The 21847-nt window shown below is 34.2% G+C and carries 19 protein-coding genes; 2 read left to right on the top strand and 17 right to left on the bottom strand.

What is annotated here, in order from left to right:
* Positions 1–209: 209 nt before the first annotated feature.
* The 6 genes from HDR40_RS05055 to miaA all read right to left on the bottom strand — a co-directional run bounded on the left by HDR40_RS05055 (position 210) and on the right by miaA (position 7865).
* A complete protein-coding gene (locus HDR40_RS05055; protein ID WP_290627157.1) occupies positions 210–1754 on the bottom strand; it encodes a glycine betaine ABC transporter substrate-binding protein in 1545 nt (514 codons plus the stop codon).
* Entirely contained in the window at positions 1747–2733 is a 987-nt protein-coding gene (locus HDR40_RS05050) for an ABC transporter ATP-binding protein (RefSeq protein ID WP_290627155.1), read from the bottom strand. Before HDR40_RS05050 ends, HDR40_RS05055 begins: the two co-directional genes overlap by 8 nt.
* 121 nt (positions 2734–2854) lie before the next feature.
* Positions 2855–3667 (bottom strand): Cof-type HAD-IIB family hydrolase, encoded by an 813-nt coding sequence (locus HDR40_RS05045; protein WP_290627153.1) that lies wholly within the window; start codon positions 3665–3667, stop codon positions 2855–2857.
* Positions 3668–3775: 108 nt separating this feature from the next.
* Positions 3776–5272, bottom strand: a complete 1497-nt coding sequence (gene yjeM / locus HDR40_RS05040) for a glutamate/gamma-aminobutyrate family transporter YjeM (protein ID WP_290627151.1) — start codon at positions 5270–5272, stop codon at positions 3776–3778.
* A gap of 144 nt (positions 5273–5416) precedes the next feature.
* Complete coding sequence (gene glnA / locus HDR40_RS05035; RefSeq protein WP_290627149.1) at positions 5417–6754, bottom strand: type I glutamate--ammonia ligase; 1338 nt, start codon at positions 6752–6754, stop codon at positions 5417–5419.
* A 190-nt stretch (positions 6755–6944) separates the two neighbouring features.
* Positions 6945–7865: a tRNA (adenosine(37)-N6)-dimethylallyltransferase MiaA gene (gene miaA, locus HDR40_RS05030; protein ID WP_290627147.1), complete on the bottom strand. Its 921-nt coding sequence runs from the start codon at positions 7863–7865 to the stop codon at positions 6945–6947.
* A 73-nt stretch (positions 7866–7938) separates the two neighbouring features.
* Between miaA and HDR40_RS05025 the strand changes: the two genes are divergently transcribed.
* Positions 7939–8118: a DUF3042 family protein gene (locus HDR40_RS05025; protein WP_290627145.1), complete on the top strand. Its 180-nt coding sequence runs from the start codon at positions 7939–7941 to the stop codon at positions 8116–8118.
* A 40-nt stretch (positions 8119–8158) separates the two neighbouring features.
* Here HDR40_RS05025 and HDR40_RS05020 read toward each other — a convergent pair whose 3' ends face one another.
* The 7 genes from HDR40_RS05020 to HDR40_RS04990 all read right to left on the bottom strand — a co-directional run bounded on the left by HDR40_RS05020 (position 8159) and on the right by HDR40_RS04990 (position 13672).
* Complete coding sequence (locus HDR40_RS05020) at positions 8159–8557, bottom strand: rhodanese-like domain-containing protein (RefSeq protein ID WP_290627143.1); 399 nt, start codon at positions 8555–8557, stop codon at positions 8159–8161.
* Positions 8558–8593: 36 nt separating this feature from the next.
* Positions 8594–8827 carry a YqgQ family protein gene (locus HDR40_RS05015; protein WP_290627141.1) on the bottom strand — a complete coding sequence of 78 codons (234 nt, stop codon included), beginning with the start codon at positions 8825–8827 and terminating at the stop codon, positions 8594–8596.
* Positions 8827–9513, bottom strand: a complete 687-nt coding sequence (locus HDR40_RS05010; RefSeq protein WP_290627139.1) for a rhomboid family intramembrane serine protease — start codon at positions 9511–9513, stop codon at positions 8827–8829. Before HDR40_RS05010 ends, HDR40_RS05015 begins: the two co-directional genes overlap by 1 nt.
* Positions 9514–9531: 18 nt before the next feature.
* Positions 9532–10077: a 5-formyltetrahydrofolate cyclo-ligase gene (locus tag HDR40_RS05005; protein WP_290627137.1), complete on the bottom strand. Its 546-nt coding sequence runs from the start codon at positions 10075–10077 to the stop codon at positions 9532–9534.
* 58 nt (positions 10078–10135) lie between these two features.
* Positions 10136–10285 (bottom strand): 50S ribosomal protein L33, encoded by a 150-nt coding sequence (gene rpmG, locus HDR40_RS05000; RefSeq protein ID WP_209685158.1) that lies wholly within the window; start codon positions 10283–10285, stop codon positions 10136–10138.
* A gap of 86 nt (positions 10286–10371) precedes the next feature.
* Positions 10372–11535 (bottom strand): SLAP domain-containing protein, encoded by a 1164-nt coding sequence (locus tag HDR40_RS04995; RefSeq protein ID WP_290627134.1) that lies wholly within the window; start codon positions 11533–11535, stop codon positions 10372–10374.
* Between the two features lie 94 nt (positions 11536–11629).
* Positions 11630–13672, bottom strand: coding sequence for a penicillin-binding protein 2 (locus tag HDR40_RS04990; protein ID WP_290627197.1), 2043 nt, complete (start codon positions 13670–13672; stop codon positions 11630–11632).
* Between the two features lie 171 nt (positions 13673–13843).
* On the opposite strand from HDR40_RS04990, the gene HDR40_RS04985 reads away from it, so the two are divergent.
* The gene (locus tag HDR40_RS04985; protein WP_290627132.1) at positions 13844–16417 is read left to right on the top strand and encodes a YfhO family protein; all 2574 of its coding nucleotides are present in this window, start codon (positions 13844–13846) and stop codon (positions 16415–16417) included.
* A gap of 50 nt (positions 16418–16467) precedes the next feature.
* On the opposite strand, the gene greA is transcribed toward HDR40_RS04985, so the two are convergent.
* The 4 genes from greA to pheS form a co-directional block, all read right to left on the bottom strand.
* Positions 16468–16947 carry a transcription elongation factor GreA gene (gene greA / locus HDR40_RS04980; RefSeq protein WP_290627130.1) on the bottom strand — a complete coding sequence of 160 codons (480 nt, stop codon included), beginning with the start codon at positions 16945–16947 and terminating at the stop codon, positions 16468–16470.
* Positions 16948–17018: 71 nt separating this feature from the next.
* Positions 17019–18125, bottom strand: a complete 1107-nt coding sequence (mltG, locus tag HDR40_RS04975; protein WP_290627128.1) for an endolytic transglycosylase MltG — start codon at positions 18123–18125, stop codon at positions 17019–17021.
* Positions 18126–18188: 63 nt separating this feature from the next.
* Positions 18189–20603, bottom strand: a complete 2415-nt coding sequence (pheT, locus tag HDR40_RS04970) for a phenylalanine--tRNA ligase subunit beta (RefSeq protein ID WP_290627126.1) — start codon at positions 20601–20603, stop codon at positions 18189–18191.
* Positions 20603–21652: a phenylalanine--tRNA ligase subunit alpha gene (pheS, locus tag HDR40_RS04965; RefSeq protein WP_290627124.1), complete on the bottom strand. Its 1050-nt coding sequence runs from the start codon at positions 21650–21652 to the stop codon at positions 20603–20605. The genes pheT and pheS overlap by 1 nt, the downstream gene beginning before the upstream one ends.
* Positions 21653–21847 lie beyond the last annotated feature (195 nt).

Genomic DNA, 21847 nt, shown 5'->3' with positions numbered 1-21847 from the left:
ATATTTAATTATTAAGAAACTATGTGGTAAACAATAGAAGTGTAGTACAAAATGTTACTTTTTATTTGCCAAGGAGTATCTACCAAATCAGCTATTGATTGATCCTTATCCATAGGCACCACCTCTTTCTGATTATGAATAGTTCTTACAATTTTCCTACCTTTATTAAACTATATCTTCCTTAAGAAAGCACTTTATTTGCCTACAAATTACAACAAATTATGCTTTACTAAAAAGTCATGAGCAACTTTGGCTGCTTTTTCATGCTTCACGTTAACTAAATAGTTCATCTCTTGCATTTGCTTAGTCGTGATTTTACCAGCCAACTTATTTAAGGCTTTGACAATTTTAGGATTTCTTTCTGCAAAACTTGCCTTCATTAATGGGGCACCTTGATATGGTGGGAAGTAATTCTTATCATCTTCAAGCATTACTAAGTTATACTTTTTGATTTCAGCATCAGTCGTATAGCCATCCACCACATTAGCATCCCCATTAGCAATTGCATGATAACGAATACTTGATTCTGTTGTTTTAATTGACTTGAAATCTAATTGATAAACCTTCTTTAAGCCAGGATAACCATCTTTCAAATTGTAGAAATCTGGATCAAAAGCTGCTTGAATTTTTTTATTTACTCGTTTTAAATCACTTACTTTAGTTAAATGATATTTATTAGCAAACTCTTTTGTTGTAGCCAAAGCATACCCATTTTGATATTGCATTGGCTTAAGATATTCCATATCGTACTGCTTTTTTAAAGCACTTTGAGCTTCTACATAGACTTGCTTAGGATCAGACCCTGTTTTTTTATTTGTTTTAACTAAAGTTTGTAAAACAGTTCCTGTAAATTCAGGATAAATATCAATCTTGTTACTTTGCAAAGCCTTAAATAAGAAAGTAGTACCACCAAAATTAGACTTAAGCGTTACTTTTACATTAGGATCATTCTTTTCAATTAATTCTTTATACATATTAATCAAGATATCTGGTTCTGATCCCATCTTACCAGCAATAACAACTTCTTGTGGCTCAGCTTTACTACTAGTTTGTGATTGAAAAGTGTGATAAACACTATTTGCTCCCCAACCTAGTAAGCAAACAATAATAATCCCTAATCCAATCTTTGTTCTCTTTTTATTTTTAGAAATAAAGTTCAAGAACCAACTAAAGAAGAGGGCTAATAATGCAGATAATATCGCACCTAACAAGACTTCAGCATTATTATTAGAATTGATACCAACATAGATATAAGTACCAAGACCTCCCCCACCAATTAGGGCTGCTAAAGTTGCCGTACCAATAATCATTACCAGGGCAATTCTAATTCCTGATAAAATCATAGGCATTGCCAATGGAATTTCTAATCTTTGTAATTTTTTCCAACGAGATAAACCAAATGCATCGGCTGCTTCTTGTAAGTTAGGTGGTATACTAGCCAACCCAGAATAAGTATTTTGAAAAATTGGCATAATCGCATATAGGACCAGAGCAATTATTGCGGGTACTGTTCCAATCCCAACAAAGGGTAATAACAAACCTAAAATTGCTAAACTTGGAATCGTTTGAACAACTCCAGCCACTTGTAAGGTGAACTCAGCAGCTTTTTTATGATTTTTTAAGATAAAAGCTAATGGAATAGCAATTACCATCGCAATAAATAACGAAATTAGGGATATCTTAATATGAACTAAGGTTGTCGCTAAAATTTGATCATGCTCAGTTAATATCATATTCCACAGTGATTTAAACATTATTGGCCACCCTCTTTAATAAGAAATTCCAAACTCGTTTTGGTTCAATCAAGAACACACCAAATTCAGTTTCAGCAATAAAGAGTGAGTTAGGGTGATTGGAACAATCTTTCACTAAATCTTCAATACTATAAACATGATAATGCGGTAATGTTTCAGTTTTAGGATAAAAACGTGGATCTACCCCTAATTCACCTTTAAGTAAACTTTCTAAATCTAGAGTATTTTGGATTCCATTCCCTGCAAAAAACTTTTTAACAAAATCTGTAGCAGGATGTTGTAAAATCTCACGTGGTTTCCCAACTTGTTCAAGTTGTCCCTGATGAACCACTCCAATTCTATCACCCATTCGTACAGCTTCCTGCATATCATGAGTTACAAATAAGATTGTTTTTCCTATTTTTTTATGTAAATTCAATACTAAATCTTGTAGTTGCTTTCTAACAACAGGATCTAATGCCGAAAAAGGTTCATCCATCAATACCACTGGTGGATTAGAGGCTAAAGCTCGAATTATCCCTACCCGTTGCTGCTCACCACCAGATAAATCTTGAGGCATGCGGTTTAAATATAGGGTGGGATCCATATCTACACTTTTAAGTAACTCTTTTTGTCGGTCAATTCGCTTGGCTCGACTCAATTTTTTCTCAAGTGCAATTGTTATATTCTCTCCAACTGTTAAGTTAGGGAATAAACTGGGCGTCTGTAATACATAGCCAACATCTTGTCTTAAATTTCTAATTTTATAATCTTTAATATTCTTTTTGTTATAAAAAATATCTCCACTTGTCGGTTCAATTAAGCGATTAAACATTTTTAAAAGTGTAGTTTTACCACTTCCACTTGGTCCAACAAGAACGAAAATTTCACTTTCATCTACTTGAAAAGAGATATCTTTTAAAATAATATTTTCACCATATTTTTTGGTGATATTTTGATATCTAATCATCTTGTTTTCATTAATTTCTCCTATAGACATAATCCTTTTTATTTTCTCACTATCTGGGATAAATAACCAAGAGTTTGCATCAATTTAGTTAAAAATTACAAAAAAGAGAGAGTTAAAAACTCAACTCTGTCATTCTTATTATGTTTACTACTTAATCTTTATTTAAATACTCTTGTAAAACTCTTAAAACTCCATTTTCAGTATTTTTAGGAGCAATAAAGCGAGCATGATTTTTAACTTCTGTCATTCCATTTTCCATTGCATAAGAATACTTGGCCAAATCTAACATTGGAATATCATTACCACCATCGCCAAAAGCAATCAAATCATCCCCTGTTAAACCAAACTTGGTAAGCATTTCTTTTAAACCTTTTCCTTTACTTACACCGTAGGCATTAACATCAATTGCCTTTTTAGCAGATCCAAAAACTGAGACTAAATTACCATATTTTCGATTAAATTCACGTTCAATTTGTGGGGCAAATTTTCTATCGTAATGGAAAGTTAATTCAATAAATGGTGCATCTGGAAGAGTATTCCAATCTTTTACTTCGGTCGAATTTCCTGCAAAATATCTTAAAAAATCCTTATCTCGCTTAGGTGCATCCGCTCCTACATAAGCCATATTAGGAGCAAATAAAATTGTAGCCATCTTACCATATTTTGCATGTACTTCTTCAATTAATGACAAAACCGTCTCACGCTTCATTGTGGTAATCCCAATTTCTTTATCATCAGACATTAACCGTGAGCCATTAGCTGTTACAAAGTCCATTCTATCGCTAAAATCAATGAAGTCATCTTTTAATCTTGCATAAGGTCGACCAGATGCAACAATAAAGTGAACATTACGTTCTTCAAGTTGCGTTAAGACTTTATTAAATAATTCTTTATCGTAAGTTCTTTCACCATTTAAAAAGGTTCCATCCATATCAACCGCAACAGCTTTAAAAGGTAAAGTCATATATTTTTCTCCAATCTTCAATGATACTAATTGCACTATCTAAAAATAGTATAACAAGAAAAAAAGAAAGATGCAGTTTACGAAAAACAACATCCTTCTTAATAATAATTATTCTAATGAATTATTCTTACGTTCTTGATAAGTATAATATACCCAAGCAACAATACCAAAGGCCACAGGACCAATTGCAGTCCAGAATGAAGTAGCATAGTCATGAGTAAATAATGGTTCAATACAAGTAAAGACTATACCAATTGCCACTACTAACCAAACAATAATTGTCATCACCCAAACAAACTTCATATTTTTTATAAAGACAAATGGACGATCTAAATCCTTCTTCATCTTGAAGAATGGGAATGCACCAATCAAGAATAAGTATGGTGCAGAAGATGATACGTTCATCATGTCCATTAAAATAGTATAGAATTGAGAGGCTGCATTACCACCAAATGAGATAAATAAGATAATAATACTTACGATAACAGCTTGAGCCCACATTGCATATTCTGGCATGTTGTGTTTATTAAGTTTAGTTAATTTTTTAGGCATTAACTTAGGATCACAACCCTCAATAAAGGACTTAATTGGTGAATATACCATTAAAAATGCTGCAGAAATACCGGCCAAAACATCGGCAATACCGGCAAATCTAGAAAAGGCAGCACCTAAGCCAAGAGATGCTGAAGATGATAAACCTAAAGCGTGCCCAGTTACAACACCTAAATTATTAATCAAAACATATTCAACATTAGCTAAGTCAACATTCTTACCAGATAAACTATGATTCCAGTTAACTGCAACCCCACACATCAAGATGTTTAATACATAAAGTGCAGTCATTACTACCATAGAAATAATTAAAGCCTTTGGGAAAGTCTTTTCTGGCTTATCCACTGAGTCAATTACCCCTGCAGAAGTTTCTAAACCGCCATAAGCAAATAAAGCATAGACAATAAATGAAACAATCGCAATTGGAGACTGGAAGGCTGGGTTTGGTGAATGAGTTAAATTAGCAGTTGTTAATGGTTCTGCTAATTGACCATGATTTAAGATAAATACTAAAGCTGATACAACCATAAAACCAATTGCAATTGCTAAGGTGAAGATACCACCGATATTGCTTACAGCCTTAATCTTATCAATACCTCTAGCCGCACAAAAGGTTACCACCACTAAGAAAACTACTTCTAAGATACCTAATAATTGGGTCGAACCAATTGGCCCTAAATGCCAACTTTGAGTTGTATCATGACCCCAAATAGCAGTTGACAAGGATACAAGGAAGAACTGAGTTGATGATACTAACCAGACTACCCAAGCAGCCAACCAAATAAATGTACCTATGAAGGCAGTCTTTTCACTAACAGAACCACGCAACCATGAGAAGATACCACCCTTAGCCCCTTTAAATGAGGCACCGTACTCTGCGAACATCAATGCTGATGGTACGAAGAAGAAAATTGCTGTCAAAATATACCAGATAATACTGGAATAACCCATCTGGTAAAAGGCAGTTAGTGAATTACTAAAGCCGAAAATGGCTGAAAAGATCATCAAAACTAACGAGCCAGTTTTAATTTTGACACTATTACTATCTTTCAAATTAAAACAACTCCTTTTTTAATTAACACTTATATTATCCTACTTTTCTCATGATTTTTTAACCCCTTTTTCAAAAAGTAAGTGTTTTCAGTACAAAAAAATAGTGATTACCCGAAAGTAATCACTATTTTAGATTATTTTCAATTAATAATTCATGTATTTATTTCTTTCCCAATCAGAAACGCTTTGAGTGTATTGGGACCATTCTAATTCCTTAGAATCAACGAAACTCTTAGTTAAGTGTTCACCTAAGGCATCTTTGATTAAGTCATCTTCTTTGAAAGCCTTAATAGCATTGTGAAGAGTTGATGGAAGTGGCTTAATACCTCTTTCTTTTCTTTCTTCTTCACTCATTTCAAAAACATTAGAAGTAATTGGATCCATTGGCATCTTACCTTCTTTAATACCTTGTAATCCGGCAGTAAGGCAAGCAGCTAATAATAGATATGGGTTAGCTGTAGGATCAGCAGAACGCATTTCAAGACGAGTACCAATTTCATTGGCATCTGGAATACGAACTAATGGTGAACGGTTCTTTGAAGCCCATGAAATATAAACTGGTGCTTCAAAACCAGGAATTAAACGCTTATATGAGTTAACCGTTGGGTTACCAATTGCAGTAATTGCACGAGCATGTTCTAAAATACCATTTAAGAAAGTCAAAGCAGTCTTTGATAAGTGGAATTCACCATCTTTATCATAAAAGACATTCTTGCCGTCTTTAAAGAGAGACATGTTAGTGTGCATGCCGTTACCAGCTTGACCTTGAACTGGTTTAGCCATAAAGGTAGCAAATAAACCATGCTTTCTAGCTACTTCGCGAACAACCATCTTAAAAGTTTGAACCCGATCAGCTGTAGTTAAAGCATCATCAAACTTAAAGTCAATTTCTTGTTGACCATCACCAACTTCATGGTGAGCAGCTTCAATTTCAAAGCCCATTTCTTCCAAAGTTTCAACAATATCACGACGACATCTTGCACCTTCATCATCTGAAGTCATATCGAAGTATGATGCGTGGTCAGGGAATTCAGTAGTCCAATTACCGTCTTCACCTAACTTAAACAAGTGGAATTCAGCTTCAAAACCAATATCAAAGTCAGAAAAGCCCATTTCCTTCATTTCACCAAGAACACGTTTTAAATTATTTCTTGGATCACCTTCAAATGGTTCACCATTAGTCATATGCACGGAACAAATCAAGCGACCAACTTTACCACCACGATTATCAGTCCATGGAAGTACGGACCAAGTAGAAAAGTCTGGGTATAAAACCATGTCACTTTCTTCTAAACGCACAAAACCATCAATTGAAGAACCATCAAAACGAATGTCATTAGTTAAAACCTTATCTAATTGGCTCTTAGGAACTTCAACAGCTTTTAAAGTGCCGTTAATATCGGTAAAAGCTAAACGTAAAAAACGAACGTCGTTTTCTTCAACGCTTTTTTTAATATCTTCTGCAGTAATTTGTTTACTCATTGTACATACCTGTTCTAAAGGATTCTCAGCCAATTTTTAGCGATTGGTATAGTCCTTGAAATTCTCCTTTTTTCTTGTGCCATTGCACATTAACTACAGTAGCAGACTAAATTGGTATCGTCAATATAATTACACAATTATTTTGATTTTTTTGGAAAATTTATCTATGTTTAATAATTATTTTCATATTTTATTCATTTATAAAATCTTCAACTCTCTGATTTATCTTTTCTTGACACTTCTCATCCTTAATTGGATCAAACCACTGAACTGGTAACTGATGTTTAAAGTATGTCAACTGTCGTTTTGCATATTTACGTGATGCTTGTTTAAGTTTAGAAATACATTCCTCTAAGCTTTTTTCTCCTGTAAAATATGGAAAAAATTCCTTATATCCGATTGCTTGAATTACTTGATGCTCACGATCACGGTTTTTATAAATTAATTTTGCTTCTTCAAGCAATCCTTCTTCCATCATTAGGTCAACGCGTTTATTAATTCGGTCATACACAATCTGTCTTTCAGTATTTAATCCAATAATCAAGGCATTGTACCGTGGTTCAATCTTGTTTTGTTGCTGAGAAAATAACTTTCCCGTTCGACTAATAACTGTTAGGGCTCTTAAAGTACGGCGACTATTTTGTACGGCAATCTTACTTGCCGCTTGAGGATCAATCTTATTTAATTCATCCCATAATTTTTGTTCCCCGTGGGTGGTTAAATATTTTTCCCATTTTTCATCAACGCTGGTTTTATATTCACCAGGTTCCCCTAATTGCATCTTATTAACTAGGGCATTAATATAAAAGCCAGTTCCTCCAACAACTAATGGAATCTTATTTTTTTCAGCAATGGAATCTACTGCACTAGTCGCAGCTTTAACAAAATCTTTGACCGAATATTCATCAAAAATTGATTTTTCATCAATAAGGTAATGTTTTACTTTTCTTTGTTCAACTGGAGTTGGCTTAGCTGTACCAATCTCAACTTCTTTATAAATTTGCATTGAATCGCCTGAAATAATCTCAGCATCAATTTTTGGCGCTAAATTTAAAGCAAGACTAGTTTTTCCAATAGCGGTTGGTCCAACCATAATAATTATTTTTTGCATGTGTAAATCCTTTATTTAATATGAAAAGACTGTTAAAATCATAATGAAGATAAAAATTTAGGAGGTATGTCGCATGGCTAAGAAATTTGGTGCTGGTGTTGCAACTGGTATTGCTGCTACTGTTGGCGCAATTGCTGCTGGTTTATTCACTTACAAAAAGAAGGTTGTTGAACCAGAAGTAGAACAAAACAACAAGATTGAAGAAAATCGTAAACGCGCTAACCGTAAGAGTTTTGCTTCACACCAAGCTTAGATATAAAGAAAGAGGGTCTATAATAGATCCTCTTTTTTATTTAATATTTTGAAGCCTTAGTTTGACCTTTCCAACCTTCAAAACCATCTTTTAACCAATAAACTTTTTTATAACCATTTTTCTTTAAAATCTTTACGGCTCTAAGAGAAACTGATGGTGCATCGGAATAGATGTAAACTGGTAAGTCCGGTCTAATTTCATTGTATTGATATTTAAACATAGTCATTGGGATATTTCTTGCACCCAAAATATGTTTCTTTTTAAAAGCGTTCTTTTCACGAACATCAATAATTTGAGCTTTCCGCTTTCCTTTTTCAAATTCCTCATTAGTAATAGCACCGCCAACTCGTTTGGACTCAATCTTGATCCATAACCAGCTACCACCGATTGCTAAAATAATGATAACTAAAATGATATTGATAATTCCCCAAATATTCATAAATCACTAAAATGCCCTTCTGTAGTCTATCACCTATTATGATAATCCTTTATCCTTATTTGCGCTAGAGGCTTCTTTTTGTTCTTCTATTTCATATTGGTGACGCAAAATTAACTTTGCCGTCATATATTCTTTTTCAGAAATTACCCCAGCTAAATGGAGATTATCTAACTCTAATCCCATTAATTCAATATCCCATTTACGTTTACCAACATGAACTAAGATATTAAATTGTTTTAGTAATTGCTGTACATCGTATAAAGTTTTCATTAGTTACTAATCACCATTCCTTGGTGAACACAAAATACTATATAAATTATTAAAAATACTACTGCTAATATTCTTATCTTAGAATGATATTTACGCAGATATTTATTGCCGATAACAATTGTCAACAAAAATCCAGCCACTAAACCACCAATGTGACCTAAAATATCAATTCCACTGGCAAATAAGTCTAACACGATATTAATTACTGCTAAAGCAATCGCTTGCTTACCCAAATATCTCATCTGTGGCACATTACGGTTAGCAAAATACATCGCAATCACTGCACCAAATAAACCAAAAAGAGCAGTGGATGCCCCAGCACTAACAGTTCCGTCACTACCTAAACCAAAGCTTAAAAGGTTACCACCAACACCACTCAATAGATAGATTCCCAAAAAGCGCCAATGACCTAATAACGGCTCTAAAAATTGACCTAAATAGTAAATCATTACTGCATTGGAAGCAATATGAAGCCAACCAATATGTAAAAATTGGGCTGTAAATAAACGCCACCATTGCCCCTTAATTGCAACTAATTGATTATTCATTGCTCCTAGTCGAATCAAAGTATTGAGATTTTCTGATCCGCCCATAAAAGTTTCAACTAGGAAAACAAGGAAGAGGACAATTAGAATGGTCATTGTGACAAAATTTCTTGAGAACTTGCTAGAGTTTGAATTTTCCATACATTCTCCCCACTAAATTTAAATTGTTATATGATTTTCAATTGGAATATCAGTTTGCTCAATTGGCCACGCTGTCTTTTCAATTAATTGTTTAGAATTAACCAGTGAAACCTTACTTAAATTATTTTTAGCTAAAAAGCGATCATAGTAACCACCGCCAAAGCCTAAACGAGCATGCTCAGCTTTTCCATATGCTAACAATGGTACCACAATTAAATCTAAATTATTATCTACAAATGCATCAGGTTCGTGATTTTCTTGAACCCCAAATTTAGTGGTTGTTAATTGCGTTTCGTAAGTAAATCGAGTAAATTCCATTTGTCTCTTCGGTAAGCAACGTGGAATATAGACATCTTTTCCTAATTCCCATAATTGAGCAATAATTTCAGAAGTATCTACTTCTAAAGGCATAGAAAGAGTAATACCAATTTTTTGGGCGTTTATAAGTAAATCTGACTTTAAAAACTTTTCAGTTAAAATTTTATCTTCTTTTTTCTTTCTATTAGTTTGGGCAAATTCTTCTAACTGATTTAATTGTAATTTTCTAAATTTATTTTTTTCCACTCAACGCCTCATTTCTTTTAGATACAAAAAAACAACAGGCATTACCTGTTGTCTCTAATTACTTAGTTTCACGGTGAAGAGTTGCCTTTCTTTCAACTGGGCAATACTTCTTTAAAGTTAAACGTTCTGGATGCTTACGCTTGTTCTTTGAAGATAAGTAACTTCTGTCACCACATTCAGTACATTCAAGGATGATATGTTCTGCCATCTTTTCCACCACCTATTTGCTTTTTATATCGACTGTTAAATTATATAACTTTTTGAATTATATTTCCAGTCTTTTAACAAAATCTCTTATTCGATATGAGTTCTAACAGTAAGATATCCTCCATTCATGTAATTTTCTGCACAGAGAGAGCCATAAGAACTGTCATCACCCCAAAGTAACCACTGAGACTTTGTACCTTTGGTACCCGCAATTCTAAACCAACGTTGAGTTGAGTCTCCTTCCCCAGTAATTTTAGTTGCATCTACCTTAATCTTTTTACCTTGTTCAACAGATTTAGTGGTTTGTTCTAAGTCATTATTGTAGATGAATAGATCACTCTTTGGAGTTACGTAAGTTGCTCCACCATCACGATAAACTGCATGACCATTGATTGCGCCAATATTAATTGCCTTAATATACGCACCGTTGCCTAAATAGTAGTAATCTTGTCCCTTAATCTTGTAATTTTTAATAGTCGATTTTTTAGAACTTGAGCCAGCATAATAGTAATAGTCATCTGCACTAGTCTTAGTTCTCTTCTTACCCGAGTAATTTACTAAATCATACTTGAAAAACTTACTCTTCCCATTGTAAGTAGTACGCTGGCCATTCTTATCATAGACATAAGAATCAGAATTTAACTTCAAAACACCTTTACCATCCATATTATTAACATTGTCAGTGCTAATATAATAGCCGTTACCGACATTTAGATATGAATTCGGTTGGTAAATGTATTTCTTGCCAGTATATTCAACTGTAGATTTCTTAGCATAGTAAGCTTTTTGCCCACGATAAGTTGAAAGACGCTTACCATTCTTGTCATAGACATAAGAATTTTTAATTACATCAAACTTACCACTAGTCCAATTATATGAACCAATATTATTCCAATTAATGTAACCGCCATCGCCTAAATCTGCATATCTAGTACCGTTAATAATTGCTTGCGGCATTCCAAACACAAAGGCATTAGCATAATCTTTAGCACCATTTTTTACCACAGGACTACCATAATATGTAGTTGCTTTAGCAAAATTAAAAGTTGGCTGCTTTTCTAAAGCGACCCCTTTTTCATTATAAATTAAAGGATTAGTGTAATCTTTAGTAAAATTAATCTTACCTTTTAATGATGTGGCCGCTTGGACTGTTTGAGTTTGCGGAGCAAGATGTGATCCTATTAAAGCAAGTGGACTTACAAACATGGTAGCAGTAATAGCTGCAATAGAAATTTTCTTATTAAGCTTCATTTATCTTCCCCATTTCTAACTATTGTTTGTCACATCTATTATAAACCAAAAAAGATACCGCTAATACTCACTAGCGATATCTTCAAAATTTATTTTATTTATGTAATGCAAAGTAATCTTCTACGATAGCTTTAGCCATTTGCAAAGTATATGAACCTTCCTTATCAGGATCAAGTCCTGGGAAGACAATTGCAAAAGCAATCTTTGGATTACTTGAAGGAGCATATCCTACAAATGAAGCGTTAATAACTTCTGGTGCATTTGCATTACCTGGATTATCTTCATCATAGTAGAAAGTTTCAGCAGTACCTGACTTACCAGAAATTGATGGTTTTACGCTACTCAACTTGTGGGCAGTTCCCCAACTGTTAGAACCATGAACAACACGGTAGAAACCTTGGCGAATAACATTTAATTCACTACTTGTCCATGGAATGCGCATTTGAACTGTTGGCTTAGTATTATATAAAATTGAAACTTTCGTACCAGCTGAATTTGTCTGACCAACTGATTGAACGATATATGGTTTCATTCTATAACCACCATTAGCAATTGTTGAAACATATTGAACTAATTGAATTGGTGTGTAAGCATCATAGTTACCATATGACAAGTCAAGTACAGAACCAGTAAGTAGTTGACCACTAGAGTTGTAAGAACTACCAGTAATACCAGAAACTTCACCTGGTAAGTCAACCCCTGTCTTTTGACCTAACCCAAACATAGCAAAGTTACGTCTCAAAACTTGGAAAGCATTATCTGGCATAGAAATATAACTCTTAGGAACATACTTCGCCTTAAGCCAATTCATAGCCAAATGCATCATGTAAATGTTACTTGAAACTTCTAGTGCAGTTGGGGCATCTAAAGAGCTAAAAGTACCAACAGGGTAAACAGATTTCTTAACTGGAGATCCAGGTAAGTAAATCGGCGTATCAGAGAGGGTGTTATTAGTTGGAGTAATAACTTTATTTATTAAACCTCCAGCAACCATTGCCCCTTTAACAACTGATCCCATAACGAATGACCGGTTAATAACACCTAAAGCATCATCAGTATTTTTGTTAGTCTTAGGGTTGTGGCTAATACCTGCAATTGCTAAAAGTGCACCAGTTTTAGGATTCATTACGACTGCGTAAGCACCATTAGAATATTGAGTAGCACCAGCTGCTTCAGCAGAAGCATAAATCTTCTTTAGTGACTTAGTAATTTCTTGTTGATATTTAGCATTCAACGTCAAAATTAAACTTGCTCCACTTTCACCCTTATAAACGGTCTTAGTTTGTTGGATACTACCATTTTTATTTTCAGAAACAACTTCTGATTGTGACTTGGTACCCTTAAGAAGTGATTCATATTTTTCTTCTAGATAACTCGTACCTACCCGATCATTACGAGAGTAACCTTGAGTTAAGTAATATTGTAAATTATCACTTGGTAGACCAGATTTTTCAGAAGAAACCGAGCCAATGATACTTTGGATAGATTTACCATTTGGATAATTTCTCGCCCAGTCAGTACCAATACCTACACCAGGAAGTTCTGACAAGTGCTCACCGACTAATGCCATTTCTTTATTAGTCAGATTCTTATTCTTGATATAAATAGTGGAAAGTTGATAAGCACCTGAAATTTTATTGTAAATCAATGCAGCTGTTTTTTGCTTTTTAGTAAAATGGATATTTTCTTTAGAAAGCTGTTTAATAAGATTATTATTAACTTCAGAACTACTTAATTCATTACCATCCTCATCATAACGTTCAGATTTTGGCAATTTAGCTAATTCTTTATTTGATACTTTACTATCAGCTAAGTAATAATCATAAAGTTGACGCTTAGTAGGTTTTTCATCACTTATAGTAATATAGTTGCTTAAACGCGTTGCTACTTCATAAATCTGACTAGTAGTTGTACTTGCACCCTTAGTATAAGTAATCGCATTATTAGCTTTATTACCTACTAAAATCTTCCCAGTAGAATCATACATGACTCCCCGGGGAACATTAGTTGTTATAACCTGTTGATCTGTCTTTTGTACTTCAGCTTTAAAGCGTCCCCCATAAATTAATTGCAGGTAGACAAGCTGACCTACTAAGACAAGAAATAAAGCTAAAATAACGCCTAAAATAATTTTCATTCTTAAAGGCGTTGACGCAGCTTTTCTAGAACTGTTTTTATTATTTAGATAGTTCAAATTTCTTAACCTCACTTAAAACTAAAATAAATTTTAGCAAAAAATGGTCACAAATTCTATTCTTAATGTTAGAGTAGGAGTAATCTTAATGATTACTTACAGAAAGAAGAACAAATGTCAAAATATTGCAAAAAAATATTTTATATCATTTCATTTTTATTACCTAGTTTAATTTTCTTTTTCTATTTCGTTTATCGCGGAACAGAGATTTTAACGGTGGACTTAGGACAGCAATATGTAGATTTTTTAGCCTACTACCGTGATAATTTATTCTCATCACCTCTCAATTTAGTTTATAGCTTTGCTAAAGGATTGGGAGGCTCGATGTTGGGAACAGATGCCTATTATCTCAACAGTCCACTTAACCTAATTCTATTTTTATTTCCTAAAAAAATTCTTCCAGAAGCTATTTTAGGATTAATTTCAATCAAAATTGGTTTGATTGGTCTAAGTAGTTACTATTTCTGGCAAAAAAGATTTAGCGATTACCACAAGGCAATTGCTTTAACAGCTAGTCTTGCCTATGCCTTATGTGGCTATGTAGTAGCTAATAATTTAAATTTAATGTGGCTTGATACACTAATTTTACTGCCTTTGTTAATTAACTGTATTGACCAAATACTTGCCAACCAAAAAAATAATTGGCTCATTTTGATTACCTTTCTCCTATGGTTCACTAATTTTTATACCGGTTTTATGGCGCTTTTATTTGGGCTCCTATATTTCGGTTGCCAGTTATTTAGTGAAAAAAGGAAGCAGATTTTTACTTTCGTCAAATCTTACTTTTTAAAAAGTATCCTTGGTAGCCTCCTAGCAGGCTTCACTTTGCTTCCTACTTTCTTTGAGTTACTCCAAGGGAAGGCTCACAGTAATACTGATTTTAATTTTAACTTTCAATTTCTACCTTGGAATATTTTTACCAAATTAGAGATAGGAAGTTATAATTTTAGTGAAATGGAAAGTGGGATGCCTAATATTTACCTCAGCTCCTTCCTACTCTTTATTTGTTTAACTTACTTTTTCAGTAAAAAGATTTCTATTAGAGCAAAAATCAGTAATCTTATTTTACTCCTATTTCTCTTAATATCATTCAGTTTTAACCCACTAATTTTACTCTGGCATATGGGACAATTCCCTGTTTGGTATCCTGGACGTTTTAGTTTTGTTTTTATCTTCTTTGCCATTAATTTAGCAATACAAGTTTTAAGTAAACAAAAGAATTTCACAATAATTCAAAAAGTTATAGTAACAGCCATAGCAGTAGCTTTAGGAGTCTTTTTCTTTATTAGTCAAAGTCACTATAGTTTCATGAACCAAACTAAATTTGAACTTTCAATAATTTTTATGGTTTGTGATTTATTAATAATTATCTTTTACCGTTATAAATGGGCTCCCTTATTTATTTTAGGCTTAGCTGGTTTAGAAGTAGGTGTCAATTTAATGTTTAGTCTAGATTCAATCACCTACCAACGAAACTATTCTTACCGCAACACCACTGAAGCTGTTTCTCAGGCAAGTAGTTACACTACCAGTAAAGATTCTTCACTTTTTCGAAGTGAAAAGAACTTTGACCGGTCAGAAAATGATGCTTTAAGTCAAGGATACAATGGTGTATCTCACTTTAATTCAATTTCTGATTGGAAAACACTACAATTTATTGACAAACTAGGCTTGAAGAATAATGACAATTCATTTTCAAATAATTACTCAACTTTAGCAACTGATACCATTTTAGGAATAAAATATTACTTTATCCCTACTTCCAGCTTTCGTACATTACCTGTTAACCAACAAATTAATTTAACTGAGGTTTATTGGCGACCTGATTTGGATAAAGATCAAATTATCAACCGCTCTAAACAGATTCAAACTCGAAAAAATTCAGCCGCTTTACCGTTATTCTTTAAAATTAACTCTTCTAAGAAACTTACCTTAAAATCAGGTGATCCGGTCGGCAACCAAACTAGAATTTTACAAAATATCTTAGGTACTAATGAAAAGTTCTTTACTTCATTAGATTTACCTGACAATCCCGAAACTAGAAATGCTGATGCTTGGCCTGGTGGTTGGCGACAATACGATCGAATCAAGAAAAATAAAGATAGTAGTGTTTCTTTCTTCTTTAAACCTCAGACTAATGATCCTTACTACTTCGAACTACCAAGTGATATCAACAATGCTGCGGCAAGTATGTACGTTAATGGAAATTCAGTTGATACTGATAGTCTTGGAAATTCGCCAAAATTAATCAATTTTGCCTCCAATGATAAAGGACAAACTATTCGAATTAACTTCTTATTACACACTTCATCAATTAATTTAACTAACGCTAGAATTTGGCGGTTAAATACTAATAAACTTCAGTCAACGATTAAAAAGTATAATAAGACTCAACCTACTGTTTATCAAACATCAGCTTTATCTTTGAAGATGACGGCAAATAATTCTAGGAAAACAACTCAAAAACTTGCTTCAACAATTCCATTTTCTAATAACTGGTTGGTCTTTAATAATGGCCACCTAGTGAAGAAGCAATTATGGGCAGATACCTTCTTAAGTTTTAATCTTAAACCAGGTAAAAATCACATTACATTAATTTACGTGCCTTTCGCATTTATTGCTGGAATAATCCTTTCACTAATTACAGTTATCGGCTTATTAATTAGCCACCACAGGCGAAAATCTTAGCCATAAAAAAAGTCCAACTGCTGAGCAGCTGGACTTTTTGTTTAAATTAATTAGCTATTCTTAACTTCATTGATGGTTACGTCAAAACTACCACCTGGAGTATTAACTGTAACAGTGTCACCCTTCTTTTTACCCAAAATAGCTTGAGCAATTGGTGAATCATTAGAAATCTTACCATTCAATGGATCAGATTCGTCTGAACCCACAATAGTATAAGTTTCTGAATCATCTGTACCTACTTCAGTGAAAGTAACAGTCTTACTGATTGAAACTTCATCTGGATCAACACTATCTGCATCAATAACTTGAGCATACTTCAACATTTGTTCAATTTGAAGAATACGTTGTTCTACAGCACTTTGTTCATCCTTAGCTGCATCATATTCAGAGTTTTCTGACAAGTCACCAAATGATCTAGCAACCTTGATACGTTCAACAACTTCTGGACGTTTAACTAATTTTAAATCTTTTAATTCCTGTTGAAGTTTTTCTTTACCTTCAGCAGTCATTGGATATACTTTTTCTGGCATATTTAATTACTCCTAACTAATTCTTTTTTGCAAGAAACAGCTTATTGTTTATTCACTAAAAAGTCAACTAATTATTGACCTAAACTACTATTTCTCTTTAAGTGTTCATCATAAGTGTGAGAGTAGTAAACCTTACCCGTCTTCAAGTTAGCAACAAAGTAAAGATAATCTTCACTCCGATCTGCTGGGTTAAGTACTGCAGTAATGGAATCTAAACTTGGATTGTTAAATGGACCAGGTCCATAACCTTTATGAACATACAAGTTATATGGTGACTTAACTTTGGTATCCTTAATAGTCAATGAATTCTTATGTTTATTAAGGGCATACATTACCGCAATATCTGATTGAAGTGGCATCCCTGCAGCCAAACGGTTAAAGAATACTCCTGCAATCTTACGACGGTCCTTAGTTGTTACACCTTCACGTTCAACTAAAGAAGCTAGAGTTAACACCTTCTGCACTGTTAAATGTTTCTTCTTAATAGTTGAATAATATGGGGTCATCACTTCATTAGTCTTTTCGACCATTTGAGTAACTAATTCCTTCAAAGATGCACCTTGGTAAACATCGTACTTAGCAGGGAATAAGTATCCTTCTAAGTGGTAACGTACATTCTTACTTGCCATTGAACTAGCGAGTAATTTAGGATAACGTTTTTCCAAAGTCTTCATAAAGGATTCGTCTTTCATCAAAGCTAGGAATTCTTTACGTGAATACTTAGTATTCTTACTTACCGTAGTAGCAATGTCTTCAATAGTTTGGCCTTCCTTAACTAGGACATGTCCCTTAACTGGACGGTCTCCTCCACCCTGAAGTTGACTAACAATTTGTTTATTATTCATTGACTGAGAAACATAAAAGTCCCCTGCTTGGAAATTTGATTCACTATGTAATTTCAACCAAATGTTGAAAATTCTTGAACTATGAATCAAGTTTTTCTTTTTCAAAATTTGGGAAATCTGTGAATTAGTTGCTCCTTCAGGAATATGAACGCTAACTACATCCTCATTATGACGATTAACAGGTTGAAGAGCATAGGCAGTATAAATCCCTGTACCTAAAACTGCTAAGAGAATTACTCCACCAATGATGCTTAAAATCCAGCGGGTAATTTTTTTAGAAGCTTGTTGCTCTAACTCTCGTTGTTTTCTTTTCTTTTTGTCTTGATCTAGCAATAAAAAATCCTCCGACTATCGCAAAAATCTAAGGCAATTATAGCAAAACTTAGCTTTAATGGATTAACGAATCTTAATCTTTAAGTTTTCTTTCAAATCTTCTTCGACCTTATCCATTGCCTTGGTTACGACTTCGTCAGTTAAAGTATCCTTTTCATTCAAGAAAGTCAAAGAATATGCTAAAGATTTCTTACCACTCTCAATTTGAGCACCATCATAAACATCAATTACTTGAATCTTATGTAAGTATTTACCACCACTTTGTTTAATTTGGTCAACAATTTGAGCATTGGTAATGTCTTCATCTACTAAAACAGACAAGTCACGTTCAATAGCTGGGAATTTAGGTGCTTCTTTGGCCTTCATTCCTTTTGTAAGCATTGGAACAATAGCATCTAAATCTAATTCATAGCCATAAATCTCACTACCACGCAAAGCCTTATCTTGAACAGTTACTTCATGGGCAAGCATACCAACCATTCCTACATATTGATCATTGATATAAATACCCGCTGTTCGAGTTGGATGCATCCCTTCGATTTCTTCAGCTTTGTAAACAACATCACTATCCTTGATACCAATAGCAGTAAACAAGTTAGTCAATTGTCCCTTTACAAAGAAGAAATCAATCTTTTGCGTTTCATGTTGCCAATTATTTGCAAAAGTATGACCTGAATATAAAGCGGCTAAATGTTCATGTTCATTAAAATTACCACCTTCGTGGTCATAAACACGACCTTGTTCAAAGAAAGCCAATTCCTTTTGCTTGCGAGCCATATTATAGCTAGCTGCATCTACCAAACCTGTCATCAAGTTTTCACGCATTGCGCTACGATTTGAGTTAAGTGGCATGGCAACTTTGACTAACTCTTTTGGATCTTTAGTATAACGAACTGCTTTTTCAGGAGAAGTTAGTGAGTAGGAAATTGCCTCCATTAAACCTTGACCTTGAGCAATTGCCTTAATTCTTCTCATTGCAGTTTCTTTTTCAGAATAGCCACCATGAGTTTCTTCAAGTAAAGGTTGAGTAGATTCTAAGTTATCATAGCCATAGATTCGGCCAACTTCTTCTACCAAGTCAGCTGGAATACTGATGTCCCAACGTCTGTTAGGAACAGTAACGGTCAAGTTATCACCATCAACTTCAGTAGCAAAGTTCAAACGATCAAAAATTTTAATCATTTCATCACTAGAAAGCTTAGTACCTAAAACTTTGTTAATGTAAGAAATAGTAGTCTTAACAACAGCAGGTTCACGCTTTTCATCGGTAGCCTTTAAAATACCAGACTCTATAGTAGCTTGAGCATCATTTCTTAACAAAAGAGCTGCCATATTAAGAGCTTTTTCTGTATTATCCCAGTTCACACCTTTTTCATAGCGACTTGAAGCTTCAGTACGGTTAGCATGACGCAAAGCTGCTTTTCTAACTAAAGTACCATCAAAAATAGCAGATTCTAAAATTACATCGGTAGTGTCATCAGTAATTTCAGAACTTAAGCCACCCATTACTCCAGCCATCATTACTGGTTTTTCACCATCAGTAATGACAATATCATTTGGATCTAAGTCAACTTCCTTACCATTAAGCAAGGTTAATTTTTCATCTTTATTAGCTTTTCTAACTTCTAATTTGCCATTAGCAAAAGCCTTAGCATTATAAGCATGCATAGGTTGACCGGTTAAAAGCATGACATAATTAGTAACGTCTACTACGTTATTAACTGGGCGAATACCCGCATTCCATAAGCGACGTTGCATCCACATTGGACTTTCGCCGATTTTAATGCCAGAAACCTTTCTTAAGTAAAACTTAGGCGCTAATTTTTCATCAACTTTAGCTTCTAATTCACTAGTCCAGTCTTGACCATCTTCTTTTAAAACTACTTCTTCAATCTTAGGTTTTTGGTCAACAATTGCACCAACTTCATAAGCAGCTCCTTCCATAGAAAGAGTATCAGCGCGATTAGGGGTAATATCAAAGTCTAAGATATAGTCATCCATTCCAAGTGCTTGGTAAACATCATCACCTGGTTTCACATCGCTATCTTTTGGAAATACCCAAATACCATCAGCGTATTTTGCAGGAACAACTTTATCGGTAAAGCCAATTTCTTGTAAACCACAAATCATACCATTGGACTTGATACCACGAATTTTACCACGCTTAATCTTTTCATTACCGGCAATACGAGCACCATGAAGAGCAACAATAACATCTTGTCCGGCAGCTACATTTGGTGCACCACAAACGATTTGAATTGGTTCTTCTTCACCAACATCTACCAAACATTTATGTAAGTGAGTACCTTCAATATCTTCACATTCTAAAATATGACCCACTACTAACTTCTTAAGACCTTCTTGAGGATGGTCAACTGAGGCAATTTCAACACCAGTTCTAGTAATCTTTTCAGCTAAATCTTTGGGATCTTCATTTAAATCAAGGAAATCTTGTAACCAATTATATGAAACGAGCATTAATCTTCCTCCTTACGGAATTGTTCTAAGAAACGAACGTCATTAGTGTAGAAGTCACGAATATCAGAAACTCCGTACTTCAAAATTGCAAAACGGTCAATACCTAAACCAAAGGCAAATCCACCGTAAACGTTAGAATCAACACCAGCATTTTCTAAAACATTAGGGTGAACCATACCAGCACCTAAAACTTCAATCCAGCCAGTATATTTACAAATAGGACATCCCTTACCATCACAGTTAAAGCAAGATACATCCATTTCAACAGATGGTTCAGTAAATGGGAAATAACTTGGACGAAGTCTAGTCTTACGGTCTTGACCAAACTCATGCTTAGCAATCATTTCAAGCGTACCCTTTAAATCAGACATAGTAACGTTTTTATCAATTACTAAACCTTCCATTTGCATAAATTGGTGAGAGTGAGTTGCATCATCATCATCACGACGGTAAACCTTACCAGGACCAACCATCTTTAATGGACCCTTAGAAAAATCATGCTTTTCTAAAACACGTGCTTGATCACCAGAAGTTTGAGTTCTAAGTAAATTTTCTACATCAATATAGAAAGTAGCTTGCATATCACGGGCTGGGTGATCTTTTGGCAAGTTCATCATTTCAAAGCAGTAGTGATCAGTTTCAATTTCTGGACCTTGAACAACTTGGTAACCCATCCCAATGAAATATCTTTCTAAGTCATCCAAAATCACATACATTGGATGCTTAGAACCCAAGTGAGCTTGTCGACCTGGTAAGGCAACATCAATTTTTTCTTCTTCAAGTCTTTTAGCAATCAAAGCTTGGACCATTTTTTCTTTTGCTTCGTCAAAAGAAGATTGGAATAAGTCACGTAATTGGTTAACTTGTTGCCCTACTTTAGGTCTGTTTTCTGGAGCAACATCCTTCATCGAGTGCAAAATTTCAGTTAATTGTCCCTTACGTCCAATTAATTCAACTCTAATTTCATCAAGCTTTTTTTGCGTATCAGCTTGCTTGATCTTTTCCATTCCTTGTTCTTTTAACTTATTTAATTTCTCGAATAAGTCCATCTATTTTTTCCTTTCCAACAAAAAAAGCCCCGTCCTCAAAGGGACGAAGCTTCGCGGTACCACCCTAGTTTAAACCAGCACAAAAAGTGCGTGTTCACACTCTCTTCAGATAACGGGGAAATACCGGAATTGATTAGATTCTGCTCCCAAGATGAAATTCATGCTTCATCAGTAAACCTCTTGCACCAATTAAAG

This window comes from Lactobacillus sp., from assembly GCF_014803895.1.
The sequence above is the reverse complement of the archived record's forward strand: the minus strand, read 5'-3'. Positions and strand labels throughout refer to the sequence as shown.

Excerpts from the sequence above, each read along its gene's own strand:
- HDR40_RS05055 (WP_290627157.1), bottom strand. The coding sequence starts at position 1,754 with ATGTTTAAATCACTGTGGAATATGATATTAACTGAGCATGATCAAATT.
- HDR40_RS05050 (WP_290627155.1), bottom strand. The coding sequence starts at position 2,733 with ATGTCTATAGGAGAAATTAATGAAAACAAGATGATTAGATATCAAAAT.
- HDR40_RS05045 (WP_290627153.1), bottom strand. The coding sequence starts at position 3,667 with ATGACTTTACCTTTTAAAGCTGTTGCGGTTGATATGGATGGAACCTTT.
- glnA (WP_290627149.1), bottom strand. The coding sequence starts at position 6,754 with ATGAGTAAACAAATTACTGCAGAAGATATTAAAAAAAGCGTTGAAGAA.
- miaA (WP_290627147.1), bottom strand. The coding sequence starts at position 7,865 with ATGCAAAAAATAATTATTATGGTTGGACCAACCGCTATTGGAAAAACT.
- HDR40_RS05025 (WP_290627145.1), top strand. The coding sequence starts at position 7,939 with ATGGCTAAGAAATTTGGTGCTGGTGTTGCAACTGGTATTGCTGCTACT.
- HDR40_RS05020 (WP_290627143.1), bottom strand. The coding sequence starts at position 8,557 with ATGAATATTTGGGGAATTATCAATATCATTTTAGTTATCATTATTTTA.
- HDR40_RS05015 (WP_290627141.1), bottom strand. The coding sequence starts at position 8,827 with ATGAAAACTTTATACGATGTACAGCAATTACTAAAACAATTTAATATC.
- HDR40_RS05010 (WP_290627139.1), bottom strand. The coding sequence starts at position 9,513 with ATGGAAAATTCAAACTCTAGCAAGTTCTCAAGAAATTTTGTCACAATG.
- rpmG (WP_209685158.1), bottom strand. The coding sequence starts at position 10,285 with ATGGCAGAACATATCATCCTTGAATGTACTGAATGTGGTGACAGAAGT.
- HDR40_RS04995 (WP_290627134.1), bottom strand. The coding sequence starts at position 11,535 with ATGAAGCTTAATAAGAAAATTTCTATTGCAGCTATTACTGCTACCATG.
- HDR40_RS04990 (WP_290627197.1), bottom strand. The coding sequence starts at position 13,672 with ATGAAAATTATTTTAGGCGTTATTTTAGCTTTATTTCTTGTCTTAGTA.
- HDR40_RS04985 (WP_290627132.1), top strand. The coding sequence starts at position 13,844 with ATGTCAAAATATTGCAAAAAAATATTTTATATCATTTCATTTTTATTA.
- greA (WP_290627130.1), bottom strand. The coding sequence starts at position 16,947 with ATGCCAGAAAAAGTATATCCAATGACTGCTGAAGGTAAAGAAAAACTT.
- pheT (WP_290627126.1), bottom strand. The coding sequence starts at position 20,603 with ATGCTCGTTTCATATAATTGGTTACAAGATTTCCTTGATTTAAATGAA.
- pheS (WP_290627124.1), bottom strand. The coding sequence starts at position 21,652 with ATGGACTTATTCGAGAAATTAAATAAGTTAAAAGAACAAGGAATGGAA.